Here is a 22,461-nt window from a genome sequence, read left to right as displayed (position 1 = left end):
TCGTTCTTCTCCCAAAACGTCTTAATTCGTCAAAAAGCATGCATCTCTTATCCCCAAAGTGGATGATTTTTCTTCGAAATACCTGATTGGATGGCATTTCTTGGCAAGAGCGAGCAAGGCTTTCCATTCCGTGCTTTATAATCCGTCGAGGGAAATACGGGGGGCGGTGAACGTGGTGAATCGCATTTGCGCGCTTTGCGCCAGGCATATGAAACATGAGGATGGCGCCCTTGCGCTGCTTGCGGCGACTGCCCTTATGTCCGTCATTCTTTGGGCCGACCTTCTCGGCCACGGGCTCGGTTTCGAATCGTCGGCCACGGTCGTGCAGGGTCTGGGAAATTCGCGGCTATTCTTCCTTGTCGGTTTCACGCTTGCGGCCTTTGCTTCGATAGCTCTTGCGAAGCATGCTGAAAAGATGGGCTCTTTGCCGATAAGGTTCTCTCTAGTTGTTTCCGTCGTTGGAACGCTGCTTTATTCCGGCTCTCATATGCAAGCGTTTTTTCCATCGGACGCCGTGGCCATTGCGGGGTTGTTCCTGTGTGGCGTCGGTTACTACGCTACGACACTTCTCTCCTATTGCGAATTGGCTAAAGCCAGGCGTCTTTCTGTCGCCATAGCGGCGGTCGCCGCCGCGCTTTTCTTGAAGACGGTTTTTGGGTCGTGGTTAAGTGTTTCGGCTCCGACTGCCGTGCAAATCGCGTTATCGTGCATGCTTCCAGCGGTGTCGTTCGCGTCCCTTTCGGCTATGGCGCATCTCGGGTCCGGCAATCTCGACGATTATCGATCGCGCAGTTCGTTGAGCAACGCGGGTGTTTCGGACTTGCTTTTCCTTCTTGTGGCCGTTTCTCTTGTCCTTGCGGCATTGAGGGGAACGAGCCACTTGGGATTGTGGGGCGAGGGGTATAGCGGGTCTCCCGTCTCGACGGTTGCGGGTTATGCTACTGTCGGCGTGGCTTTACTGGCATTTGCGCATTTCACGTTAGTGCGCAATAGCAACAACCATATGCTTGTGCGTTTTCAGCCTGCGTTTCTTGTGTTGGCTGCGGGATTTGTTATCTACGTGCTTCAGGATGAGTTTTTCACGGCTTCAGGTCCGGCCCCCCTTTTCGATTGGCTGTATCTCACCGTCGAGCTGTTCGGGCACCTTCTTTCGGGGACGCTTATTATGACTGCCATTCGTACGACGAAGCTTGCCGCATGGATGTTCCAGGGCGTTAGCGATGCCGCGTTCGGGCTGGTCGCCATTCCATGGGTGTTTTTGGCGCAAGATACGTCGGTCGACATGCGCTCTATCATGGTAGTCGCTATCTTTTTCGTCATGGTTGCGGCTATCAGGCCCATGAGCACGAGGCCGTTCGAAATAGAACATTCGCTCGACATGGGACCCGCATCCCCTCTTCATGGTGCCGAGGTAAAGGAGATGGACGGGGTTCGCCTTCCGTCGGATGAGTCGTGTGGCAGTTCTATAGCTTCAAGGGGATTTTACGCGAAGGCCGAAACAACGGAGGGAGACGACGTTCGGGCATCGGTGGAAGAGTTTCGTGTCGAGCGTCGATTGGCTGAATATCATCGGGAAATAGCGCGAAATCATTGTCTGTCGGCGCGTGAAACCGACGTGTTCATGATGCTTGCCCAGGGTAGAAGCAGGCCGTATATTTGCGAAGCCTTGTATTTGTCGGACGGAACCGTGAAAACGCACGTGTCGCATATTTACAGGAAGTTCGACGTGCATTCCCGCCAGGAATTGCTTGACGCCGTCCAGGATGAGGTCGCGCTTATGGACGAACGTCGGCTTGCATAGGTGTGAAGTCGCCCCGTTTCGGGCGTCGCTTGGTTTCGTGATCTGTCTCGATGTGTCGGCGACAGGCGTGTAAGGCAAAGGGACCGGACCCCCCGAAGGCGTCCGGTCCCTTTGAGAAGGTTTTCTTTCGCCATGTACGGAATGAGCGGAATCTCAAGCATCTTCTGCTTGAGTTCAGCTTCCATGCGTCGCATTTCCGCTTCGGCTTCGGCGCGCTTCTGGCGGCCTTCCTGCTGGATTTGCATGACCTCATCGAAGGTCTTGATCAGCGTATCGTTGGTGTTCTTGAGAGTCTCGATATCCACGATGCCGCGCTCGGATTCGCGCGCCACCTCGACGGTTGAGGTGTGCAGCATCTCGGCGTTTTTCTTCAGCAGGTCGTTGGTCATGTTGGTGACGGCGTTCTGGGCGCGTACCGCTTCGGCGGAGTTCGCAATGCCGAGCGCCAGCACCATCTGGCTCTTCCACAGAGGGATGGTGTTCACGATCGTGGTTTGGATCTTTTCGACCATGGTGACTTCGTTGTTCTGCACCAGACGGATCTGCGGCGCAGTCTGCATGGCGATCGTGCGCGTGAGGTCCAGGTCGGAAATCTTCTTCTCGAAGCGCGTGCACATGGCCTCGAGGTCCTGTGCCGCCTGGGCGTCTTCGGCGCGGCCGCTGGCATGGGCCTTCGCGATGAGCTCCTTCAGCTCGACCTCGCGCACTTGGGCGAGCTTTTTCTTGCCCGCCAGGATATACATGGTCAGCTCTTTGAAATACGTCAGGTTGAGCTCGTACATCTTGTCGAGCATCGCCGCGTCCTTCATCAGCTTCATCTGATGGCCCTGCAGCGCCTTCACGATCTTGTCGACGTTGCCTTCGGCCTTGTCATAGCGGGCGCGCAGCGCCTCGACCTTGTTGGCGCCCTTCTTGAAGAAGCCGAACAGCCCCTTTTCTTCGGTGGCGTCGAAACTGCGCAGCTCGGTGACCACGCCGCTGATCAAATCGCCCACTTCTCCGAGGTCTTGCGTGCGTACGTTGGCGAGCGCTGTTTCGCTGAAGTCGGCCATCTTTTTCTGGGCGCCCGCGCCGTATTGCAACACGAGGCCGGAATCGCGTACGTCGATTTGCTGCGCGAAATTGTCGACCATCTGCTTTTCTTCGGCGGTGAGCATGCTGTCGTCGAGCTTATTGGCTGCGGCGGGCTGCTCTTCGATCGCTACCACGGGCTGTGCGGCCGCGGCTGGAGCGGGCGCGTCGTCGAGGACGGGCGTCAGCGTGAGCGTGGGAGCGGGCGCGTCGTTTGCAAGCGGATTGTTCACGGTGTCGGTCATGGAGTCCTCCTTGGACGTTCGAGCGGCGGTTCGGGCCGTCGTTAGGAAAGCGGCTGCTGCGGCTTCTGCGGGCCGTTTGTCTGGCTTTTGAGCGGGCTGTCGACCAGGCCTTCCTGGGCGAGTACGGTGCGCAATACCGAGATGTCGGACGAAACGTTCCACGCCATGTCGCGGAAGATCGAGTCGAGCAGCTTTTCGAAGGCGACGCTCAGCGTGTCGAGGGTCGCTTCGATTTCATGCTTCGAGGCGGCGATGTTGGGGCCCTGGACGGGCTGCGCATCGAGGTCGCGATAAGCGTCGAGCAACTTGACCGTAGTGGGCAGGTAGTAATCCATCAGCTTGCCCAGGTCATCGATGACCTGGGGTTGTTCGGCCGCACGGTCGAAAATAGTGCGCACGACGTGTTCGATCTGGTCGATTTTCCTCGAGATTTCCTCGCCTTTGATGGCGTCGTTGTTCGCACGGATGCGTGCGATGTAGGCCTCGCCACGCGTCAGGAGCGCCTGGGCTTCGGGCGTCAGGGGCTTCTTTTCGGCTATTTCGGGGGCCACGCTTTGCGCGAGGTCCTGCTGGTGGCGGCGGTGCTGGGCTTCCATCTGGGCCTCGCGGTACTGTTTGTAGGCATCGCGCGTCATGATCAGCATGGTTTCGGAATCGTCGAGCGCCGCTTGCTTGAACATGCCTTTGCCAAGCATTTTCTTCACGTTTTTCAAAACGGCTTTCGGAGAGCTTGCCGTTCCTGCAGCCAGTTCATCGAGCATACAATGTTCGCGAACGCCGATGGTATCGCGGTAGTTCTCGAAGCGTTTGACCAGCTCGAGCTTTTTGATGCCTGCATAAAGCAGCGCCGCACCGCCTGCCGCGAGCAGCAGTGGAGGAACGGTGAGCAGAACGCTTCCGCTGACGGACATGATTCCCGCTCCCAGAAGGCATGGCACCATGAAGAAGGCGCCCCACCCTGCCATAGCGATGCCAGCCGCGCGCGCTCCGCCCGTTTTCGCGTAAATCGTCTGCATGGTGGCTTGCTGCTGCTTGCGCTGCACTTCTTTTGCGTATTCCTCTTGGGCGCGACGAATGCTGCTGGATGCTTGGGCCAGGCCTTTGCCGATGTTTTCGGCGGCCGTGCCGATAGAGCGTTCCACGGTTGCCTGAAGTTCGCGGTAGTCCTGCGAAGAGACGGCCTGTTGGACCGCGTCGCGAATCTGATTGCCGATGTTGTTGGATGCTGCCATGGGCTGCCTTCCCGATGCGCGCTTTCATGGCGAAAGCGGCCAGAGTCGGAACTTTGTGTTTCGGCGCTATTCTACCGCAGAGACGTTACGAAACCGCAACGCGACCGCGACGGCACGGTGTCCGCTTTAAGGGTTGCAGCGCCCGCATGGCTCATAGCCTTTTTCGATCAGCTCGTTGCGTGTTCCTTCGAAGTCTTCCCTGTTGTTGTCGGCGATGTCATCCGTTGACGGGCACGAGGGGTCGTGGAACTTGCGGCTGTTGGTGTTGAGTACGTAGGAGGCCTGCGTGTCTCCGTTCTGCGCTTTGGAGGATTCGGTCTTGGCGGGCTTGTTGCTCGAGCTGCCCTTACCGCCTTCGGACCCCTGGTTGATGGCTTTATTCGATATGACCTCGGGCGTGTCGTCGGATGCCCAGCTGTCGCCGGTGGCGTAGTCGATTTGGATGCCTGGCTCGATGTTGTAGACGAATACGTTGAAGCGCACAGCGCGTCCGCTGTCTTCGACCGAGAAGCCTTCCATCTGCACGCCGCGGGCAACCAGCTCGTCGCCTTCGTAGACGGGGGTGACGCGGTAGAGCACGTGGTTGCCGGTCTTGCGCACGTAATCGCCGACCAGTTCTTCGTAGGGCAGCATGCCTTCGACGTTCATGGTGCGCGTGCCCGTGATGAGGTTGCGCTCGTTTGCGTCTTCGCCAGCGAGCTGGTGGGCGATCAAGTGGCTGCGATTATAGAGAGCTTCCTGGTCGATGGTCTCGTAGCGCGCTTGCTTCCAGCCGCTGGGGTGGACATTGGAGATGTCGCCGCGCGGCTTGTCGGGCAGCGTTTCGGGGCCTACCAGGGCAAATGCGGTTTCGCATCGTCCCAGGTCATCAAGGGGGCTGTAGTCTTCGAAAGGATCGTCGGCGGCTTCGGGCGCCGACTCTTGTTCGGTGAATCCCGGCTGTCCCCCGTTCACTTCGACGGAAAGCTCGCCATCGTATGCGGGGAGCTCTTCGATCGTCGCGGCCGCCTGGCCTGATGGGGCTTCGACGGGCGCGTTCGAGGCGTTGTCGCATGCGGCCAGCGGCAGCGCGAGCGAGCATGCAAGTGCGAGTGCGGCGAATAGGCGCGCGAAGCGGAATTTCACGCCGGCGCGGCGGCCGCGCGCGGCGGCCTCGGCGTTTTCGCCGTGCGGTCGAAGGGGAGGACGGGACGAATGGTGCACGTGATTCTCCTGGTTTGATCGGCGACCGGCGGCAAGCGGCCGCTTGGGTTGTATGAGGGTGATTTTCGTCGACGGGCGAATGGCAGGTTGGCATGGCAGGGGCGTTATGGCAAGCGGCGGGCTTCGCCGTGAACGGCCGCCGCTTCGCGGCATCGCATCGCCGCTCGTCGACAGGGTGTCGTTTGAATCGTTCGCTATCTTCTCGTCGTTGTCGGTGAGCGGCGTTATGCGAAATCGAGCAGTCTCCGCGGCTCATCGATCAGCGCGTCAGCTGTTGCGGCGAGGCGTTCGGTGGGTTGGTATCCCCAGGTCACACCGATTCCGAACGCTCCTGCGTTATGAGCGACAAGCATATCGGTGTCGGCGGAATCGCCTACGTAGGTCACACGTTCGGGCTCGATGCCGAGAGTCTTCGCCACGAGCAGCAGGCCTTCGGGGTCAGGCTTGCGGGGCACGGGGCCTTCACCCAGCTCGAAATCCATGAATCCGGGCATGAAGTGGGCCATGACGTCTTTAACGCCGCCGTCGAACTTGTTTGACAGCACGGCGAGTTTCTTGCCGCGGGCTTTCAGCTCTTCGAGCGTTTCCATCATTCCGGGATACAGGGTCGTGTGTGCATGGCCGCAGGAGTCGTAGGCCTCTTTCCAGTAGGCAAGCTCCCTTTCGAGCTCGTCATCGGAGGTGTCGGCGGGTACCGCTTGCGAGATGAGCGAGCGGAGGCCGTTTCCCACCATGGCGAGGATCTCGTCGCGCGTGTGTTCTGGCTGGCCGAAGTGTCGCAGGGTTCGGTTGGTCACGCTGACCAGGTCGGGAAGCGTGTCCAGCAACGTTCCGTCAAGGTCGAAAACGAAGGCGTCGAAGGTTCTATCGGCGGTCATGGATTTCCTCCTGCCCAGGGGTTTTCACGTTGTTTTCCAGAAGCAAGTATAGGTCGCTTTGCGAATGTACTTCCAATTTCGCATAGAGGTTTCGCATGTGGATTGGCTTCATGCTCGGTTCGCCCTGCTGATTCCGTGCTATTTCTTCAACCTGAAACAATCGCCCGCCTTCGCTTTGTCATTATGATGAGGTATGCGAAAGCGGCGTTTCGCTCGCGTCTTGGAGGATGCGGGCATGCATGATACGAGAGGGGTTTCAATGGAAATCATCGTAGCCAAAGATTACCAGGACATGAGCGAGGCTGCGGCCGACATCATCGCCGAGCTCGTTGCCGAAAAGCCTGGTTGCGTCCTCGGCCTTGCCACGGGCTCCACGCCCGAGGGCCTGTACGCCGAACTGGTGAAGCGCTACGAAGAGGAGGGTCTCGACTTCTCCCGCGTGGCCACGTTCAACCTCGACGAGTATCGCGGTCTGCCCGCCGATCATGAGCAGAGCTATCACTACTTCATGCAGAAGCACCTGTTCAGCCATGTGAACGTGCGTCCCGAGAACACGCATGTTCCCAACGGCGCCAATCCCGACGCCGAGGCGGCATGCGAAGCCTATGAGGCTTCCATCACATTGGCCGGCGGCGTCGATCTGCAGCTTCTCGGCCTGGGCCACAACGGCCACATCGGCTTTAACGAGCCTGCCGACGAGTTCACCAAGGAAACCAACTGCGTCGATCTGACCGAAAGCACCATCAACGCGAACAGCCGCCTGTTCAATTCCGCCGACGAAGTGCCGCGCCAGGCCTACACCATGGGCATCGGCACCATCATGGCCGCTAAGCAGATTCTTCTTGTGGTCAGCGGCGAAGACAAGGCGCAGATCGTGCGCGACGTGTTCTTCGGCCCCGTCACCCCGCAGGTTCCCGCTTCCATTCTGCAGTTCCACCCCAACGCCATCGCGGTTGTGGACGAGGCTGCGTTCTCCGCGTGCGAGGAAATCGCCGAAGAGGCATGCGGCTGCGGCCATGGCCACGAGCACGGCGAAGAGGGTTGCAGCTGCCACTAAGCGGCGGCTTTCCATCGTCTGCAGCGTGCCGGTTCGGCCGACCGCCGTCCGACGAATGCTCGTCGGATAGATGAAATAAAGAGAGAAACGGCCTGCCGCGTTTGCGACGGGCCGTTTTTATGAAGAAAGGAAGGGTTATGGGTGCTCTTCAGATTAAAGGAGCGAAGGTGTTCGTCGGAGGCGCCTTCGAAGAGAAAAGCCTGTTCGTGCAGGACGGTCGCATCGTCGAGGGTCCCGTCGAGGGTCCGTGCGACGTGATCGACGCCTCCGGTTGCTATGCCGTGCCGGGTTTTGTCGACGTGCATTCCCACGGCGCCATGGGCTACGACTTCTGCGACGGCACGCACGAGGCGATCGACGCTATCTGCCGCTACCAGGCGTCGCGAGGCGTGACGGCGTATTGTCCCGCCACGATGACCTATCCCGAAGAGAAGCTGGCGGGCATCGCCCGTTGCGCGGCCGAGCATGAGGATGCTCCCGACGCCGCGGCTCTCGTCGGCATCAACATGGAAGGCCCTTACATCAGCCCCAACAAGGTGGGCGCGCAGAATCCTGCTTACGTGCAGACTCCCGATGCTGCCATGTTCGAGCGCCTGCAGGAGGCCGCGGGCGGACTGTTCAAAATCGTCGATATCGCTCCCGAGGAACCGGGTGCGATCGAGTTCATCCGTGACATGTCCGATTCCGTGCGCATTTCGATCGCCCATACCTGCGCGACATACGACCAGGCGCGCGAAGCGTTCGAAGCCGGTGCGGCCCATGTGACCCACCTGTTCAACGCCATGCCGCCTTTGGCCCATCGCGAGCCCGGCGTGATCGGCGCCGCGGCCGATGCGGGCGCGACCCCCGAAATCATCACCGACGGCGTGCACATCCACCCCTCGGCGGTTCGTGCGGCATTCCGCCTGTTCGGCGAGGACAATATGATTCTGGTCAGCGACTCCATGATGGCTACCGGCCTCGACGACGGCGAATATAGTCTGGGCGGCCAGGCCGTCACCGTGCGCGGCAATCGCGCCACGCTGCACGACGGCACGCTCGCAGGCAGCGCGACCGACCTCATGGAGTGCTTCCGCGTTGCGGTGTGCGACATGGATATTCCCCTGGTCGCGGCGGTCAAGGCGGCTTCGGTCAATCCTGCTCGCGCACTGGGCATCCTTGGCGAGCGCGGCACGCTCGAGCCGGGTGCCATCGCCGACATCGCCCTTCTCGGCGAAGACCTGACGCTTCGTCAGGTCGTTTTGAGGGGTGCGGCGCTCTAGGCTCCGCTGCGTTGCGGATGCCGTGACATTGCATATATAAGGAGAATACAACGAGCCGCGGCGTGCATGCCGCGGCTCGTTGCGTTGGAGACGTTCGGGCGCGATCGCGCTTAGTCGTACAGCGCCTCGTGGATGAGGGCGAATAGCGCCCTGTGCGACTCGTCGCCGTGCTCGAGAGACGTTACGATCGTGCTCCAGACCAGGGTTGCAAGCCTGTCGATTCCCTCTTCGCCGCCGATGACATCGAGCTTGATGTCCTTGTCGTTGCAAATGACGACGGTCAATCCTCTGCGAATATGGACGAATGCCGCTTCTTCACGCCGACGAATCTCCCGGACGCATTCGGTGTCGAGGGCCATGAGCTTCGTCAGCCAATCGCGGCGGAATACTTCGAGCGTCGTGCGAAGGTCTTCGATAAGGCGCTCGCAGAATGCAACGAAATTCTCGTCCGATGCGGCGATGAACATTTCCTTATGAAGCGATTCCCGCCAGAACATCTCGACTATTTCGGCCACAAGAGCCGATTTCGTGGGGAAGTAGTTGTAAATAGATCCCACGCTCACACCGCACGCCGCAGCGACTCCACGAATGCTGAGAGAAGATGCTTCTTCGGTTCTGAACAGGTCGTATGCTGTTTCCAGAATATGCTGTCTCGATATGACGGCCTTGTTGCCCATGTCGACTTGCCTCCAGGCTCTCCGATTTTCTTGATGAAATGATGAAGCAAGACGCATGCCATTGCAATCAGCTGGGAATCTTATTATTCTGAACAACGTTCATTTATGAACATAGTTCAGAAATACGAAAGAAACGCAGCTGATAACATAAGGAAAGGGATAGTTATGAGTTTCGAATTGATCGCCGCCTCCGCCGCCATTACGCTGGCTCTCGTCTTCTACACCGTAGGCGTGTTCTCTGAGCGTCGCGCAAACACCCTCAAACTGAGCCATGTCGTCATGTTTTGGTGCGGCTTGGTATTCGACACTACGGGCACGACGATCATGACCAATATCGCGCAGACGTCCGGCGCGACCGGGTTCGGCATCCATGCGATTTCCGGCCTCTTGGCCATCATCCTTATGCTCGTGCATGCGGTTTGGGCTACGGCGACCTATGTTCGTCGCAACGAACGTGCCGAAAAGACCTTCCATAAGTTCAGCACCCTCGTGTGGCTGCTTTGGCTGGTCCCCTACATCATCGGCATGCTGGTCGGCATTCCGATGATCCATCTGCAGACCGTGTGTGCTGTGGGCACCGCTACGATCGTCGTCGCCGCATTCGCCTTCTTCCTGCTGCGCCGCGGCACCGCCAAGCATGCAAGCAAGTAGTTTCCTTCAAGTGCGTTAGATGCCTCTTTCAAGGCGCGGAGCTTCGGCTCTGCGCCTTTTTTGTATCTGCGGATCTCGCGCAGCTCGTCTATTTGACCTGCGTTTGTTCTCGTCTCGTAAAAATATATAAATTGATACCAAACTAATAACATATAAAAACGAGAACGTGGTATGATGGCACCGTGTTTTTCTGGGCCAACGGTGTTTGTATGTGGCCGTGGGCGATCCCATTCGCGGTTCGAATGCGGCGTAGGTCAAGGAAAGCACCGAAAAAAGAAAGCCTTCGGGCCGTCGGAACGCCGCGGCCGCGAAGGAGGTAAAAGGGGATGCGCCTGCGGGCGCGAGAAAAAAAGAAAAGGGGGTGTGCTATGGAGCTCTTTACCGATGTCGCGCTGCTTTCGCGTATTCAGTTTGCACTGGTGGTCATCTTCCACTTCTGCTTCGTTCCGCTGTCCATCGGTCTCGGCTTGATCATGGCCATCAACGAAACGCGGTACTACAAAACCCGCGACCCGAAAGACGAAGCCGCTACGCGCTTCTGGGTGAAGATCTTCACCACGACGTTCGCCATCGGCGTTGCCACCGGCATCACCATGGAGTTCTCCTTCGGCACCAACTGGGCTGATTACAGCCGTTTCGTAGGCGACATCTTCGGCGCTCCTCTGGCCGCCGAGGCTTTGCTTGCATTCTTCCTCGAGTCGGTCTTCCTGGGCATCGTGCTTTTCGGCCGCGCCAAGGTGAGCCCGAAGTTCTACATGATTTCTTCTTGGCTGGTTTGGTTCGGCAGCTGCCTTTCCGCACTGTGGATTCTTATCGCCAACTCCTGGATGCAGACTCCCGCCGGCGCCGAGCTCGCCGCCGACGGCAGCAAGGCCGTGATCACCGACTTCTTCGCCGCCGCCTTCAACCCCACCACGCTCCCGCGTTACAGCCACACCGTTTTGGCGTTGCTGGTCCTGGGCGCGTTCGTGGCCATTGCCCTGTCTGCTTGGTACATGCATAAGAACAAGCATCAGCACTTCGCCGAGAAGACCATGAAGACCGGCGTCGTGGTTGCCATCGTCGCCACCGGCTGCCTGTTCATCTCCGCGCATTCTTCCGCCGTCGTGGTTGCTGAAGAGCAGCCTTCCAAGATCGCCATGATGGAAGGCCACTACGAGACCGGCACGTTGCCTCTGTACGCCGTGGGCATCGTCGACGAAGAGAGCCAGGAAACCATCGCTCCCTTCGCTCTGCCCGGTTTCACCAGCTGGCTCGCTTCCGGCGACTTCGACAAGGAGTATCCGGGCCTCAAGGATCTGGCCGCCGAGAATCCCGAGCTCAAGCTCGATGAGATGCCCGTGAACCTCGTGTTCCAGAGCTATCACCTGATGGTCGCGCTGTTCGGTATGATCGCGCTCGCCATTATCCTGGCCGCTCTTGTCGCCTTCAAGAAGAACGGCAAGCTCGGCTCTAAGAAGTGGGTCCAGTGGATTTTGATTCTGTCCCCGCTGTTCCCGTTCCTGGCCATCCAGTCCGGCTGGGTAACCGCCGAGGTGGGTCGTCAGCCTTACGTCGTGTACCCGTCCGTGAGCGGCCCCGACGGCGTCTCGCTGCTGACCAACGACGCGATTTCTCAGTCCGTTTCGGCCCCCGAGCTTATCATCACTATCCTGCTGTTCCTGGTGGTGTACCTGTTCCTGGCCGTAGCATGGGTTCGTCTGATCGGCCGCTTCATCAAGGAAGGCCCGGTGCTCGTCGAGGCCCACGCCGCCAAGAAGGCCGAAAAGGCCGCCGCGAAGGCTTCCGACAAGGCCGTCGCCGAGGCTGCTGCCGACGACGCTGCCGATAGCAAGAAGAAGGAGGCATAAGTCATGACGACTCTCGGAATTATCTGGTTCTGCCTCATCTTCGTCCTGATCGCCGGCTACTTCATCCTGGACGGCTTCGACCTGGGCGCGGGCGTTCTGAGCCCCTTCGTCGCGAAAAACGACGAAGAGAAGGCCATCGTTCGCCAAAGCATCGGCCCTGTGTGGGACGGTAACGAGGTTTGGCTGCTTACCGCGGGCGGCGCGCTGTTCGCCGCATTCGCGCCGGCGTACGCCACCACGTTCTCCGGCTTCTACCTGGCTATCATCTTGGTTCTCATGGGCCTGATCGTTCGTGCCGCATCCGTCGAATTCGCCGGCCATGACAAGGAATGGTCCAAAATCTGGAATGCGCTGTTCTTCGTCGGTTCGCTTCTGCCCGCGCTTCTGCTGGGCGTTGCGGCGGGCAACGTGTTCGCCGGCATTCCGATGGATGCTAACGGCGACTACGTGGGCGTTCCTCTGCTGGGCCTGGTCACTCCGTTCACGCTGCTTACCGGTCTTCTGGGCCTGAGCCTGTTCATCTGCCAGGGTTCCAGCTGGCTGTCTCTCAAGGCTCCCTTGGACTCCGAGGTACGTGCTCGCGCCAAGAAGATCCGCAGCATCGCCCTGGTGGCCGCAGGCGTTTTGTTCCTGGTGACTGCGGGCTACGCGCTGTTCATCCTCAAGCCCGAGATGGCTCCCGAGACGTCGATCCTGCGCATGCTCTTCTTCGCGCTGGTGATTATCGCCTTGGTGGTCGCCATTCTTAAGAGCAGGGATGATTCCGCGGACCTGCCGACCTTCATCGCGTCCTCGGCTGCATGCGCCATGTTGGTTGCTTTGTGGGCGGCTCTCATGTTCCCCAACCTGGTTGTTGCCGGCGCCGGCGATCCGCTGAGCATTTTCGCTACCGCCGCGTCGGGTGAGAGCATCACCATCGCTACCGCCGCGTCGACCGACCTTGCTTTGGCTTGGATGCTGGGCATCACCTGCGTCGGCTTGCCGCTGGTGCTCGCGTATCACTTCATGATCTATCGCACCTTCCGCGGTCGCGTGGACACGAAGGACCTGCATTACTAAGGCGTTCGGACGTCTTTTGCAAGCGTGCGACAGCGTTTGAACCGAACGTCCTGGCATACGGTTTCAAAGCCGGATCCGATTTGATCGGATCCGGCTTTTTGTTTTTCGATGGTATGAGCGTCAGTCATCAACTTGATGTTCGTCGCCCTTTCTTGGAAAAAGAAGGCGTCTCAGGCCATTTTTTCGAGGGTGTGCCACGAGCGCGGATGCGTGTGCGGCTTTTCGAGGCGATTTCGGCCTTAATATGCCGCGTTTTATACAATCTTGTGGATTATCGTGACTGCTACGGCGGCCTCCCCGTCTGTTTTCGTGCCAAACCTCGCATTTTTTGGCCTGAGGCACCTCTTTTTTCCAAAGTGAGCCCCGCGCCCCCAGCGCGCCCTTCGAACTTCCGCTTCGGCGCGGCATGCGTTGCTTTTTCTGTCGTTTCGGGCGGTCGGATGCGTTTCCGGTTCGTTTCGCATTGCGCTTTTTCGCGCGCGTTATACTTTGGCGTACGACAAAATCCGCGCGCCGCCGGGCGCGCGATACGAGATACGGGGAGGCATCATGGAATACGCCGCACTGCAGGAAGAAATCAAGAACGCCATGCGCGCCCGCGACAAAAACCGCCTGGCCATTCTGCGCCAGGTTTTGGGCGAGGTGAAAAACATCGAAGTCAATGAGCGCCGTGAAATCGTCGAGGCCGACGTCGATGCCATGCTGAAGCGCCTGGTCAAGCAGACGAGTGAAACGCTCGAGGGTTCCATCAAGGCGGGCACCAACGAAGAGCGCACCGCCATGCTGAAGGAACAGGTGGAAATTCTCGAGGCCTACCTGCCCAAGCAGATCGAAGGCGCCGAGCTGGTGGCCCTGGTCGAGAAGACGATTGCCGAAGTGGGCGCCGAAACCAAGCGCGACATGGGCAAGGTCATGGGCGCGCTTAACGCTGCCACCGGCGGAAACTTCGACAAGGCCGCCGCTGCGAAAGAGATCGGCAGCCGCCTGGCCTAAGGGTCTTGCGATCCGTTTCCGCCGCGGGCGCGTTCGCGTTTTACACGCCTGCTCGCATTTCGGCCTATAATCGCAGGCGTTCGGGGCGAGCGGGCGATTCCGTTCGCCTTCACCGATACTGAACGAGGAGAAACCTTGTCTGAGGAAATCGATTTCATTCCCGTATTGATCGGCGGGGATATGAACTGCTATTCGGTGGCGCGCGCCATTCACGAGCAGTACGGCAAGAAAAGCTACGCGTTCGGCCGCTTCGCCGCGGGCGACACCATGCACAGCCGCATCGTGGAATGCAGCTATAACGAAAACCTCGATAAGCCCGAGGTGCTTCTTGCCACCATCAAGGAATTCGCGGCCAAGCATCCCGACACCATCCATCTGGTGTGGGGCTGCGCCGATGTATATGCGGCCCTGCTTTCCGAAATCCAGGACGACCTGCCCGAGAACTGCGTGACGCTCTACATCGATGCCGAGCTGCGCGACCGCCTCGAGTCGAAATCGAGCTTTTACCGCATGTGCGAGGAACACGGCATCCCGTATCCGAAAACCTTCGCCGTGACGCCCGAGCGCTTCAACCAGGGCCTCGCAGAGGCCGACCTTTCCGAAGAGGCGGTCGGGTTCGTCTATCCCATCATCGTGAAGCCCGCCATGAGCGTGACGTATTGGGAGCACCCCTTCGACGGCATGAAGAAGGTGTACACCGCCGAAAACCCGGCCGACGCGTTGCGCATCCTGGGCCTGATCTTCGGCGCGGGCTATCCCGACGAGGTGCTGCTGCAGGACATGGTGGTCGGAGAAGACTGCAACATGAACGTCCTGACCGCTTACTGCGACCGCGACTGCAAGGTGAAGCTGATTTGCTTCGGTCGTGAGGGCCTCGAAGAGCACACGCCCACGGCGCTCGGCAACCCCTGCGCCATCATCACGCAGCCCAACTCCGAGCTGCAGGAGCTCATCAAGAACTTCCTCGAGAAGATCGGGTTCACGGGCTTCGCGAACTTCGATATCAAGCGCGATGACCGCGACGGCTCCTACAAGGTGTTCGAGGTCAATCTGCGTCAGGGCCGTACCAACTACCATGTCACGGCCGCGGGCCACAATATCGCGCGCTACGTAGTGGAGGACCGCGTGTTCAAACGCGATTTGGGCGAATGCGTGCAGAACACCAACGAGGTGTTCTGGCACTCCGCGCCGCGCAAGGTGGTGTACCAGTACGTCAAAGACCCCGAGTTCGTGGAGCGTGCCAAACAGCTGGTCGCCCAGGGCAAAGAGTCCATGAGCTTCGATTACGCTCCTGACCTGCGCTTCAATCCGATGCGTTGGGCCTGGATGAAAATTCACGTGCACCGCTATATCGACAAGTTCGCCAACCCGGACAACTACAAATAGCGCGTTCGGCCCCGTTTTCAGCGGGGCCTTTTTATTGAAATGGCGAAATTCCCCTGAAGAGGGGATCCGGGCGGTAAAATCATCGTTTCGGAATAACGGGCCTCGCGAAGGGGCCTTGTCAACTACGAAAGGTGCCTTATGTGCGGATTCGTCGGATTCACCGGTGATATCGAAAACAGGCAGCAGGTTCTGCAGGCCATGATGGATCGCATCGTGCATCGCGGTCCCGACATGGGCGATGCGTTTCTGGCCGACAACGTGGCCATGGGCTTCCGTCGCCTGTCCATCCTCGACCTGACCGAGGCGGGCTCGCAGCCTATGAGCAACGCCGACGGCAGCGTGGTAATCACGTTCAACGGCGAGATTTACAATTTCATGGAGCTTCGTCGCGAACTCGAAGACAAGGGCTACGAGTTCCATTGCGACGCCGACACCGAGTCGCTCCTGCACGGCTACGAAGAGTGGGGCGAGGGCGTCGTCGATCGCCTGCGCGGCATGTATGCGTTCGTCATCTGGGATAAGAAGAAGAATCGCCTATTCGGTGCGCGCGATATCTTCGGCATCAAGCCGTTCTATTACTGCACCACCGCCCAGGGCGACCTGCTTTACGGCAGCGAAATCAAGAGCTTCCTCGAGCATCCCGGCTTCGTGAAGGCCGTGAACAAGCAGGCTCTGCGCCCGTATCTGACCATGCAGTTCCCCGCGACGGACGAGACGTTCTTCGAGGGTGTCTTCAAGCTGCCGGCGGCGCATTGCTTCACGTACGACCTGGCCACGCGCACGATGGACGTGCGTCGTTACTGGGATGCCGATTTCTCCGACGACGATTCCAAAACCTTCGACCAGTATGTCGAAGAATGCGACCAGGCGGTTCACGAGAGTGTTGCTGCCCATCGCATCGCCGACGTGAAGGTGGGCTCGTTCCTTTCGGGCGGCGTCGATTCCAGCTACATCGCCGCATGCCTGATGCCCGACAATACGTTCTCGGTGGGCTTCGATTACAAGGACTTCAACGAGACCAACTATGCGGCCGAGCTTTCCGACAAGCTGGGCATCAAGAATTTCCGCAAGATGGTGACGGCCGACGAGTTCTTCGAGATGCTGCCTCAAATCCAGTACCACATGGACGAACCTCAGTCGAATTTGTCCAGCGTGCCGCTGTGGTTCTTGGCCCAGCTGGCATCCGAGCAGGTCACGGTCGTGCTTTCGGGCGAAGGCGCCGACGAGCTGTTTGCGGGTTATGCTTACTACGAAGATGTACCTTCGCTGGCCAGGTTCAAGCGCATCGTGCCGCGCTGCATCCGCCGCGGCCTGGGCAAGTTCGTTGCGGACAAGTCGTATTTCAAGGGCCGCAACTTCCTGCTGAAGGCCGCCGAAATGCCCGAGAAGTGGTTCACGGGCCAGGCGTTCATCTACCGTCCCGACGAAATCGACGACGTCGTGAAGCCCGATTACGCTAAGGGCCCCGACGCGTTCGAGCTGTGCGCTCCGGTGTATGACCGCGTGCAGAACTTCTGCGACCTGTCCAAGCGCCAGTACCTTGACATGAACATGTGGCTGCCGGGCGATATCCTGCTCAAGGCCGACAAGATGTGCATGGCTCATTCGCTCGAGCTTCGCGTGCCCTTCCTGGACAAGAGAGTCATGGAGTTCGCTCAGCACATTCCCGCGCGCTACCGGGTGAATGAAAACGGCAACAAGCAGGTGCTGCGCCATGCGGCCAACCGCGTGCTGCCCGACGAATGGGCCACGCGCCCCAAAAAGGGTTTCCCGGTGCCGATCAAGTTCTGGCTGCGTGAGCAGAAATACTACGACTACGTGAAAGAGTACTTCACCGCGCCGTGGGCCGAGGAGTTCTTCGACACGAAGAAGCTCATGGCCATGCTGGACGACCACTTCGAGGGCCGTGCGCTCAACCACCGCAAGATCTACACCACGCTGACCTTCCTGATTTGGTACAAGCGCTACTTCGTGGACGAGAAGGGCCCCGTGGCCGCATAAGGCGTTTCGTCGCCGCGCTCGTCGCGACATTTCGGCAAAGCCCGGAAAAACGAAAGGACCGAACTGCGCGTTTACGCGGTTCGGTCCTTTTTGTTGCGTTATGCCTGTCCAGACAGTGCGCTGGAGTGGGGCGCGTCGGAAGGCAGGTGCCGCGGATCCTACTTGAACCCGCGGACGATGCGCTTCTTGGGCTTATGCTCGGCCGGCTCGCGGAAGTCGAGCTGCATCTGGTGGTCCGAGCGCGCCTCGTCGGCCTTTTTCGCCTCGATGGAATCGATCTGCCAGGCCACGGCTTCGTTGCCGTAGGACTGTAGCATGCACATGCGCGCGTCGTGCATGTTCTGCTTGGAGCCTGCGCGATGGGTGCTTTCGAATTCGAACACGCCCGAGACCTGCGTGGATCCGTTGGGCGATTTGTAGTGGGCGATATAGGTGGGCATCGGTCTCCTTCCGGTGGTGCGTGGGCGCATCGTCGCCGCGGTTGCGGCTCGCGGACGCTTAGGCGTTCAGGATTTCGCGGGCGAGCGTTAGGTCGCTTTTGATTTCGGGGTAGTCGTCGCCGCGGTGCTGGGTGGTTTCGTCGCCTTTCGCCAGCAGCAGCACGACGGCCGCTTCGTCGCCGGCGGCCTCGAACGCGCGGGCCACGGCCGCTTCGCGGTCATAGATTTCCTCGTGAGCCACACCTGCGGGGGTGTTGGCCGCGAGCTCGGTGCAGATGTCCTCGACGCGCTCGTGAGCAGGGTCTTCTTCGGTGTAGATGATCAAGTCGGCGTAGCGGCCGGCAACGCGGGGCAGGCATTCGCGGCGCTCGACCGCCTTGCCGCCCGGCGCGCCGAAGACGGCGATCACTTTGCGTCCCGGATATTCCTTGGCTACGGACGAGAACAGGGTTTCGAACGAAAGCTCGTTGTGGGCGTAGTCGACGATGCAGACGATGCGTCCGTCGGCGGAGGCCACGAGCTCCATGCGGCCGGGCACGCGCACGTGTTCAAGGCCTGCGGCGATCGCGTCGAAGCTTACGCCTGCAAGGCGCGCCATGGCGATGGCCGCCAGGGCGTTGGACACGTTGAAGGCGCCCGCCATGCCGAGCGTCATGGCATGGGATTCGCCTTCGGCTTCGACCGAGAAGGAGATGCCTCGCTCGGAGGCGACGATATTGCGCGCCAGATAGTCGGCCTGCACGTCGCCGTTTCGACCGAGTGCGAACGTGACCAGGTGTTTCGCGGATTTTGCGGCTTCAAGCACGCGGTCGGCATGATCGGAGTCGAGGTTTACCACGGCGGTCTCGCACTGCTCGAAGATGCGCAGCTTCGAAGAGAAGTAGTCTTCGAAATCGGCATGCTCGACAGGAGAGATGTGATCGCGGCCGATATTGAGGAAGCACGCGGTGTTCAAATGCAGTCCCAGCACGCGGTCGTATTTCAGGCCGTGGCTCGACACCTCCATCACCATGATTTCGCGCCCGGCATCTTCGGTGTTGCGCAGGTGGCGCCACAGTTCGGGGGCTTCGGGCGTGGTGTTGTGGCTTTCGTAGCGCTCGACGCCGTCGTCGGTTTCGATCGAGCCCAGGATGGACGTTTCGACGGCTGCGGCGGTGAAGATGGAGCGCAGCATGTAGGCCGTGGTGGATTTGCCCTTCGTTCCCGTGATGCCGATGATGTTCAAGCGTTCGTCGGGCCTGCCGTAGGCCTCGGCGGCCACGAGCGCCATAGCGCGGCGCACGTCGTATGCGACGATGCGAGGCGTGTCGCCGCCTGCTTGCGCGACGGCGTCGGCGAGCGTTTCGTCGCACAGGTACGCCGCGGCGCCAGCATCGATCGCCGATGCGAGGAACGCGGGCTTGAACGAGGCGCCCTTGCAGACGAACAGGCACCCCGGCTCGGCTTCGCGAGAATCGACCGTCATACCGCCGACCTGCGCGTCGTCGCCTTCGAGGCGTGCCGCGCATCCCGCTGCATTCAGCAGTTCGACAAGGTGTTTCAGCGAAAGAGAGGGCAGGGTGCTCATGGGCGTTCCTTTGTTGGAGATGACATGCGCCCGACGCGTTTGCTCCGGACGCTCTACGGGGACGGGCCAAGCCGACCCGCGGTGTTCGAGGATTCATTGTACCCGAGGGAGAAAAATGGGCGGCGTGCATGCGCGAGCATGCATCGAATGAGCGCGTTTCGCCGAACATTCTGCAAATCTCGACCGTTTTCTTTTTGTTTACAGGATCTGATATATCGTCTGTATACTGATTGCATAGTTTTATACTGCCGAAAAATATGCGCAGGTTTCGAGCTTCGTTTCGACTGCGCGGTCGGTGGGCCGATTCGTTCTTGAAACGCGACAGGAGTGCGGATATGAGGCCTTTGCCCCAGAGTCAGCTGAACCCCAAGGTGAAAAGCGTCTGGCGTATCGGCGATGCGCTGTGGATCACCGCGACCTACCTGGCGTGCGCGTTCACGTTCTTCATCGTGGCCATGAGCGACCCTTCGGCGGGTTGGGCCTGGATGGTCGTCGCGGCCATGACGGCGGCATGGGTGCTCGCGCTGGTCGCAGCGGTGGTCGTCATACCGCCCTTGCGTTACATGCGATGGCGTTACGAAGTGGGCGAAAACGAGCTCGATATCGCCAAAGGCATCATCTGGCGCACGCGCTCGGTGATTCCATTCGTGCGCGTTCAGAACACCGACACCAAGCAGGGACCTGTGTTGCGCGCATTCGGCTTGGCCAGCGTTACCGTATCCACGGCGGCGGGCGAGCATGCGATTCCGGGCCTTGCATTCGAAGAGGCCGATGTTTTGCGCGACCGCATCGCCACGCAGGCCCGTCTTGCCCAAGAGGACGTGTAAGCCATGGTCGATTCTCGCTCTATGCAGGCCGACCGGTCGCCTTCCGTGGACGATGCCGCCCGCGTTTCCGAAGAGCCGCAGACGGTATCGTCCTTTCCTGCGCCTCCGAATGCCGAATGGCAGGCATATCGCGACTCGCTGGTCTTTTGTGCGCGCGGCGGCGCTGTGGCTCTTCCCCCGAACGATCCGCGCAACGCCGTTCCCGTATCGTTGCGCCCGGGCAAGCATTCCGTGCATCATTCGTACATATGGCTCGGCGGCCTTTCCGCTTTGGGCGCCATTGCCGTCGCGGTGATCATTTCCTCGCTCGGCTCGATCATTTCTCTGATCGAAGGAGGCCTTTCTTCCATCGTCGCTCTGCTTATCGCGGCGGGTGTCGGCGTCGTGATGGCTCTCGTTATCGGCGGCATCGTGTTTTCGGTGCAGTGGCTTTCATGGAAGAACCTCAGCTACGAACTCACCCCGACGGAATTCTCGCTTTTTTCGGGAATCATCAACAAGAAACGGCGTCACGTTCCCTATCAGCGCATTCAGTCAGTCAATCAGCAGGCAGGCGTGATGCAGCGTGTTTTGGGGATCTGCAATGTGAAGATCGATACGGCCGGCGGCGCCGCAAACGATGCGGTTTTGCTTCGCTATGTGCGTACGTCTGAAGCGGAAGCGTTGCGCTCCGAGCTGTTTCGTCGCAAAAAGGTCCTGTTGGCGGGCGGTGTACTCGATGAGTTCGGCACTGCGTTCGTCGGCGGCGCGGTTATTCCTTCGGCATGGATCATCGCGTGTGCCGGCGGGGACGAGCGTTCGGCCGGAATCGCCTTCGGAGCCGATCCTGCGATGCTTGACCGGCCCATCGACCGTTCGGCTTCGACGGAAGCGGTCCGTTCCGCGACGGAGGGCAATCTTCTTGACGGGGCCGATGAGCTTTTGTCTGATATGCGCGGCGTGTTCGGCGGGCAAGAAGTGGCTACGGGCTCCGTTTCCTTCGAGGCCGGCTTGAGCAACAAAGAGCTGCTCTTCGCGGGTCTGTCGGGCGCGGCGGGGCATTTCGGCGTGATTATTGCGGGCATCATCGGCTTGGCGGGCGCCGTGGCGCAGTTCTTCGAATCCAATATAGAAGAATGGGTGGAAAGCTCCGTCGACGGCATAATGGCCGGCGCATCGTCGTCGATGCAGGGCATCGATATGCTGGGAGGCCTGTTCGGGTCGTTCGCATGGCAAGTGGCGCTGTGGGCTATCGTGTCGGTTTTGGCTCTCTGGGCGTTTTCGGTCGTCGGGACCATCGTCCAGTATGGAGGCTTCAAGGCGCGCCGCCGCGAAAGCCGCATCGAGGTGGAGCATGGCCTGTTGCAGCGCACGTTTCACGGAATCGATGTCGACCGCGTGCAAACCGTCATCGTGAAGCAGTCGTTCGTCCGCCGTTTGATCGGATACTGCGAGCTTTCGGTGGGAAAAATCGATTCGGCGTCGCAGGATAGCCAAGAGGGCCAGATGTCGGTACGCGGCATGGTGATCCATCCCTTCGTGAAGGCCGATCGCGTGCCCGAAATCATCGCCGGCGTGTTGCCTGAGTTTGCGGATATCCCGCAGGAAACCGTGAAGCCCGCTCCCGTGGCGCTGCGTCGCGCTATCGTTCGTAAGGCCGTTATTCGCAGCTCCGTGTTCTGGCTGATGGTCGGATCCGTCCTGGGGCGACTCGGCTTCGAGGCCGGCTTGCGGTCGGGGGCTTTTTCGGTCGATGCCGGCGTATTCGCGATGGTGGAGGTCGGTTTCGCGGCGGTCGTTTCGCTCTATATCATCGCCGCCGTGCTGAACGTGGTAGATGCGGTGTTGTGGTATCGCTCGTCGTCGCTCGGGTACGACCGCTCGTTCATGAGCGTCACCAACGGGGGCTTGTCGCGAAAGACCGTGGTGCTTCCGCGCAAGAAGATTCAATACGGGTTCACGAAGACCAATCCGTTCCAGCGAGCGGCGCATGTGGCTATCGTGAACGCCCGAACGGCCGCAGGCGTCGGCGGCACCACCGAGCAGTTGTGGGACGTGGCCGAGGCCGAGGCCGATCGCTGGATGGAATGGGTGCGTCCGCGCGGGTCGTCCCGTGTGCACGAAGATGTCGAGGGTGCTGCATAAGGTGCGCTCTATCGAAATGTATCGAATGCCTGTTGTCTCGTTTTCGTGTTCCAAAGCCTTCTTTCGGGCAGAAAAACCCCACATCGGGGCCTTGCGTGATGGATTGGTAACGCACGCCGAGCCGATGCTTCGGTCAG

Annotated in this window: 18 protein-coding genes; 11 read left to right on the top strand and 7 right to left on the bottom strand. The window is 59.8% G+C overall.

Features of this window, described 5'->3' with window-relative positions; all coding sequences use genetic code 11:
- Positions 1-208 precede the first annotated feature (208 nt).
- A complete protein-coding gene (locus tag Q6E04_RS03605) occupies positions 209-1,801 on the top strand; it encodes a response regulator transcription factor (protein ID WP_303249441.1) in 1,593 nt (530 codons plus the stop codon).
- Here Q6E04_RS03605 and Q6E04_RS03600 read toward each other — a convergent pair.
- The 4 genes from Q6E04_RS03600 to Q6E04_RS03585 form a co-directional block, all read right to left on the bottom strand.
- Positions 1,711-3,117, bottom strand: a complete 1,407-nt coding sequence (locus tag Q6E04_RS03600) for a toxic anion resistance protein (protein WP_303249440.1) — start codon at positions 3,115-3,117, stop codon at positions 1,711-1,713. The genes Q6E04_RS03605 and Q6E04_RS03600 overlap by 91 nt on opposite strands.
- A 41-nt stretch (positions 3,118-3,158) precedes the next feature.
- Complete coding sequence (locus Q6E04_RS03595) at positions 3,159-4,349, bottom strand: 5-bromo-4-chloroindolyl phosphate hydrolysis family protein (RefSeq protein WP_303249439.1); 1,191 nt, start codon at positions 4,347-4,349, stop codon at positions 3,159-3,161.
- 126 nt (positions 4,350-4,475) lie between these two features.
- The gene (locus tag Q6E04_RS03590; RefSeq protein WP_303249438.1) at positions 4,476-5,552 is read right to left on the bottom strand and encodes a DNA/RNA non-specific endonuclease; all 1,077 of its coding nucleotides are present in this window, start codon (positions 5,550-5,552) and stop codon (positions 4,476-4,478) included.
- Between the two features lie 224 nt (positions 5,553-5,776).
- Positions 5,777-6,430 (bottom strand): HAD family hydrolase, encoded by a 654-nt coding sequence (locus Q6E04_RS03585; protein ID WP_303249437.1) that lies wholly within the window; start codon positions 6,428-6,430, stop codon positions 5,777-5,779.
- 259 nt (positions 6,431-6,689) lie between these two features.
- Here Q6E04_RS03585 and nagB point away from each other — a divergent pair, with 259 nt between their 5' ends.
- Positions 6,690-7,487: a glucosamine-6-phosphate deaminase gene (nagB, locus tag Q6E04_RS03580; protein WP_303249436.1), complete on the top strand. Its 798-nt coding sequence runs from the start codon at positions 6,690-6,692 to the stop codon at positions 7,485-7,487.
- 137 nt (positions 7,488-7,624) lie between these two features.
- On the top strand, positions 7,625-8,749 hold the full coding sequence (gene nagA / locus Q6E04_RS03575; protein ID WP_303249435.1) for an N-acetylglucosamine-6-phosphate deacetylase: 1,125 nt from the start codon (positions 7,625-7,627) through the stop codon (positions 8,747-8,749).
- Between the two features lie 110 nt (positions 8,750-8,859).
- Here nagA and Q6E04_RS03570 read toward each other — a convergent pair whose 3' ends face one another.
- A complete protein-coding gene (locus Q6E04_RS03570) occupies positions 8,860-9,426 on the bottom strand; it encodes a TetR/AcrR family transcriptional regulator (protein ID WP_303249434.1) in 567 nt (188 codons plus the stop codon).
- 165 nt (positions 9,427-9,591) lie between these two features.
- Here Q6E04_RS03570 and Q6E04_RS03565 point away from each other — a divergent pair, with 165 nt between their 5' ends.
- The 6 genes from Q6E04_RS03565 (at position 9,592) to asnB (ending at position 17,366) form a co-directional block, all read left to right on the top strand.
- Positions 9,592-10,077, top strand: a complete 486-nt coding sequence (locus Q6E04_RS03565; protein ID WP_303249433.1) for an HsmA family protein — start codon at positions 9,592-9,594, stop codon at positions 10,075-10,077.
- 368 nt (positions 10,078-10,445) lie between these two features.
- Positions 10,446-11,927, top strand: coding sequence for a cytochrome ubiquinol oxidase subunit I (locus Q6E04_RS03560; protein WP_303249432.1), 1,482 nt, complete (start codon positions 10,446-10,448; stop codon positions 11,925-11,927).
- Between the two features lie 3 nt (positions 11,928-11,930).
- The gene (gene cydB, locus Q6E04_RS03555; RefSeq protein ID WP_303249431.1) at positions 11,931-12,986 is read left to right on the top strand and encodes a cytochrome d ubiquinol oxidase subunit II; all 1,056 of its coding nucleotides are present in this window, start codon (positions 11,931-11,933) and stop codon (positions 12,984-12,986) included.
- Positions 12,987-13,535: 549 nt separating this feature from the next.
- A complete protein-coding gene (locus Q6E04_RS03550; protein ID WP_303249461.1) occupies positions 13,536-13,979 on the top strand; it encodes a GatB/YqeY domain-containing protein in 444 nt (147 codons plus the stop codon).
- A gap of 135 nt (positions 13,980-14,114) precedes the next feature.
- Positions 14,115-15,365, top strand: coding sequence for an ATP-grasp domain-containing protein (locus Q6E04_RS03545; protein ID WP_303249430.1), 1,251 nt, complete (start codon positions 14,115-14,117; stop codon positions 15,363-15,365).
- Between the two features lie 138 nt (positions 15,366-15,503).
- Positions 15,504-17,366, top strand: coding sequence for an asparagine synthase (glutamine-hydrolyzing) (asnB, locus tag Q6E04_RS03540; RefSeq protein WP_303249429.1), 1,863 nt, complete (start codon positions 15,504-15,506; stop codon positions 17,364-17,366).
- A 158-nt stretch (positions 17,367-17,524) separates the two neighbouring features.
- Here asnB and Q6E04_RS03535 read toward each other — a convergent pair whose 3' ends face one another.
- Positions 17,525-17,806, bottom strand: a complete 282-nt coding sequence (locus tag Q6E04_RS03535; RefSeq protein WP_303249428.1) for a hypothetical protein — start codon at positions 17,804-17,806, stop codon at positions 17,525-17,527.
- A gap of 58 nt (positions 17,807-17,864) precedes the next feature.
- A complete protein-coding gene (locus Q6E04_RS03530) occupies positions 17,865-19,373 on the bottom strand; it encodes a Mur ligase family protein (RefSeq protein ID WP_303249427.1) in 1,509 nt (502 codons plus the stop codon).
- A gap of 335 nt (positions 19,374-19,708) precedes the next feature.
- Between Q6E04_RS03530 and Q6E04_RS03525 the strand changes: the two genes are divergently transcribed.
- Together Q6E04_RS03525 and Q6E04_RS03520 are read left to right on the top strand one after the other, a co-directional pair.
- Positions 19,709-20,200 (top strand): PH domain-containing protein, encoded by a 492-nt coding sequence (locus Q6E04_RS03525; RefSeq protein WP_303249426.1) that lies wholly within the window; start codon positions 19,709-19,711, stop codon positions 20,198-20,200.
- 3 nt (positions 20,201-20,203) lie between these two features.
- On the top strand, positions 20,204-22,324 hold the full coding sequence (locus tag Q6E04_RS03520) for a PH domain-containing protein (RefSeq protein ID WP_303249425.1): 2,121 nt from the start codon (positions 20,204-20,206) through the stop codon (positions 22,322-22,324).
- The last annotated feature ends 137 nt before the right edge of the window (positions 22,325-22,461 follow it).

This window comes from uncultured Slackia sp. (genome assembly GCF_959608125.1).
In the GTDB taxonomy this organism is placed as follows: Bacteria; Actinomycetota; Coriobacteriia; order Coriobacteriales; family Eggerthellaceae; genus Slackia.
Note: the sequence above shows the minus strand (reverse complement) of the source record. Positions and strands in the feature narration are given on the sequence as shown.

Excerpts from the sequence above, each read along its gene's own strand:
- Q6E04_RS03550 (WP_303249461.1), top strand. The coding sequence starts at position 13,536 with ATGGAATACGCCGCACTGCAGGAAGAAATCAAGAACGCCATGCGCGCC.
- Q6E04_RS03600 (WP_303249440.1), bottom strand. The coding sequence starts at position 3,117 with ATGACCGACACCGTGAACAATCCGCTTGCAAACGACGCGCCCGCTCCC.
- Q6E04_RS03525 (WP_303249426.1), top strand. The coding sequence starts at position 19,709 with ATGAGGCCTTTGCCCCAGAGTCAGCTGAACCCCAAGGTGAAAAGCGTC.
- Q6E04_RS03535 (WP_303249428.1), bottom strand. The coding sequence starts at position 17,806 with ATGCCCACCTATATCGCCCACTACAAATCGCCCAACGGATCCACGCAG.
- nagA (WP_303249435.1), top strand. The coding sequence starts at position 7,625 with ATGGGTGCTCTTCAGATTAAAGGAGCGAAGGTGTTCGTCGGAGGCGCC.
- nagB (WP_303249436.1), top strand. The coding sequence starts at position 6,690 with ATGGAAATCATCGTAGCCAAAGATTACCAGGACATGAGCGAGGCTGCG.
- Q6E04_RS03530 (WP_303249427.1), bottom strand. The coding sequence starts at position 19,373 with ATGAGCACCCTGCCCTCTCTTTCGCTGAAACACCTTGTCGAACTGCTG.
- Q6E04_RS03560 (WP_303249432.1), top strand. The coding sequence starts at position 10,446 with ATGGAGCTCTTTACCGATGTCGCGCTGCTTTCGCGTATTCAGTTTGCA.
- Q6E04_RS03570 (WP_303249434.1), bottom strand. The coding sequence starts at position 9,426 with ATGGGCAACAAGGCCGTCATATCGAGACAGCATATTCTGGAAACAGCA.
- Q6E04_RS03565 (WP_303249433.1), top strand. The coding sequence starts at position 9,592 with ATGAGTTTCGAATTGATCGCCGCCTCCGCCGCCATTACGCTGGCTCTC.
- cydB (WP_303249431.1), top strand. The coding sequence starts at position 11,931 with ATGACGACTCTCGGAATTATCTGGTTCTGCCTCATCTTCGTCCTGATC.
- Q6E04_RS03605 (WP_303249441.1), top strand. The coding sequence starts at position 209 with ATGAAACATGAGGATGGCGCCCTTGCGCTGCTTGCGGCGACTGCCCTT.
- asnB (WP_303249429.1), top strand. The coding sequence starts at position 15,504 with ATGTGCGGATTCGTCGGATTCACCGGTGATATCGAAAACAGGCAGCAG.
- Q6E04_RS03595 (WP_303249439.1), bottom strand. The coding sequence starts at position 4,349 with ATGGCAGCATCCAACAACATCGGCAATCAGATTCGCGACGCGGTCCAA.
- Q6E04_RS03520 (WP_303249425.1), top strand. The coding sequence starts at position 20,204 with ATGGTCGATTCTCGCTCTATGCAGGCCGACCGGTCGCCTTCCGTGGAC.
- Q6E04_RS03585 (WP_303249437.1), bottom strand. The coding sequence starts at position 6,430 with ATGACCGCCGATAGAACCTTCGACGCCTTCGTTTTCGACCTTGACGGA.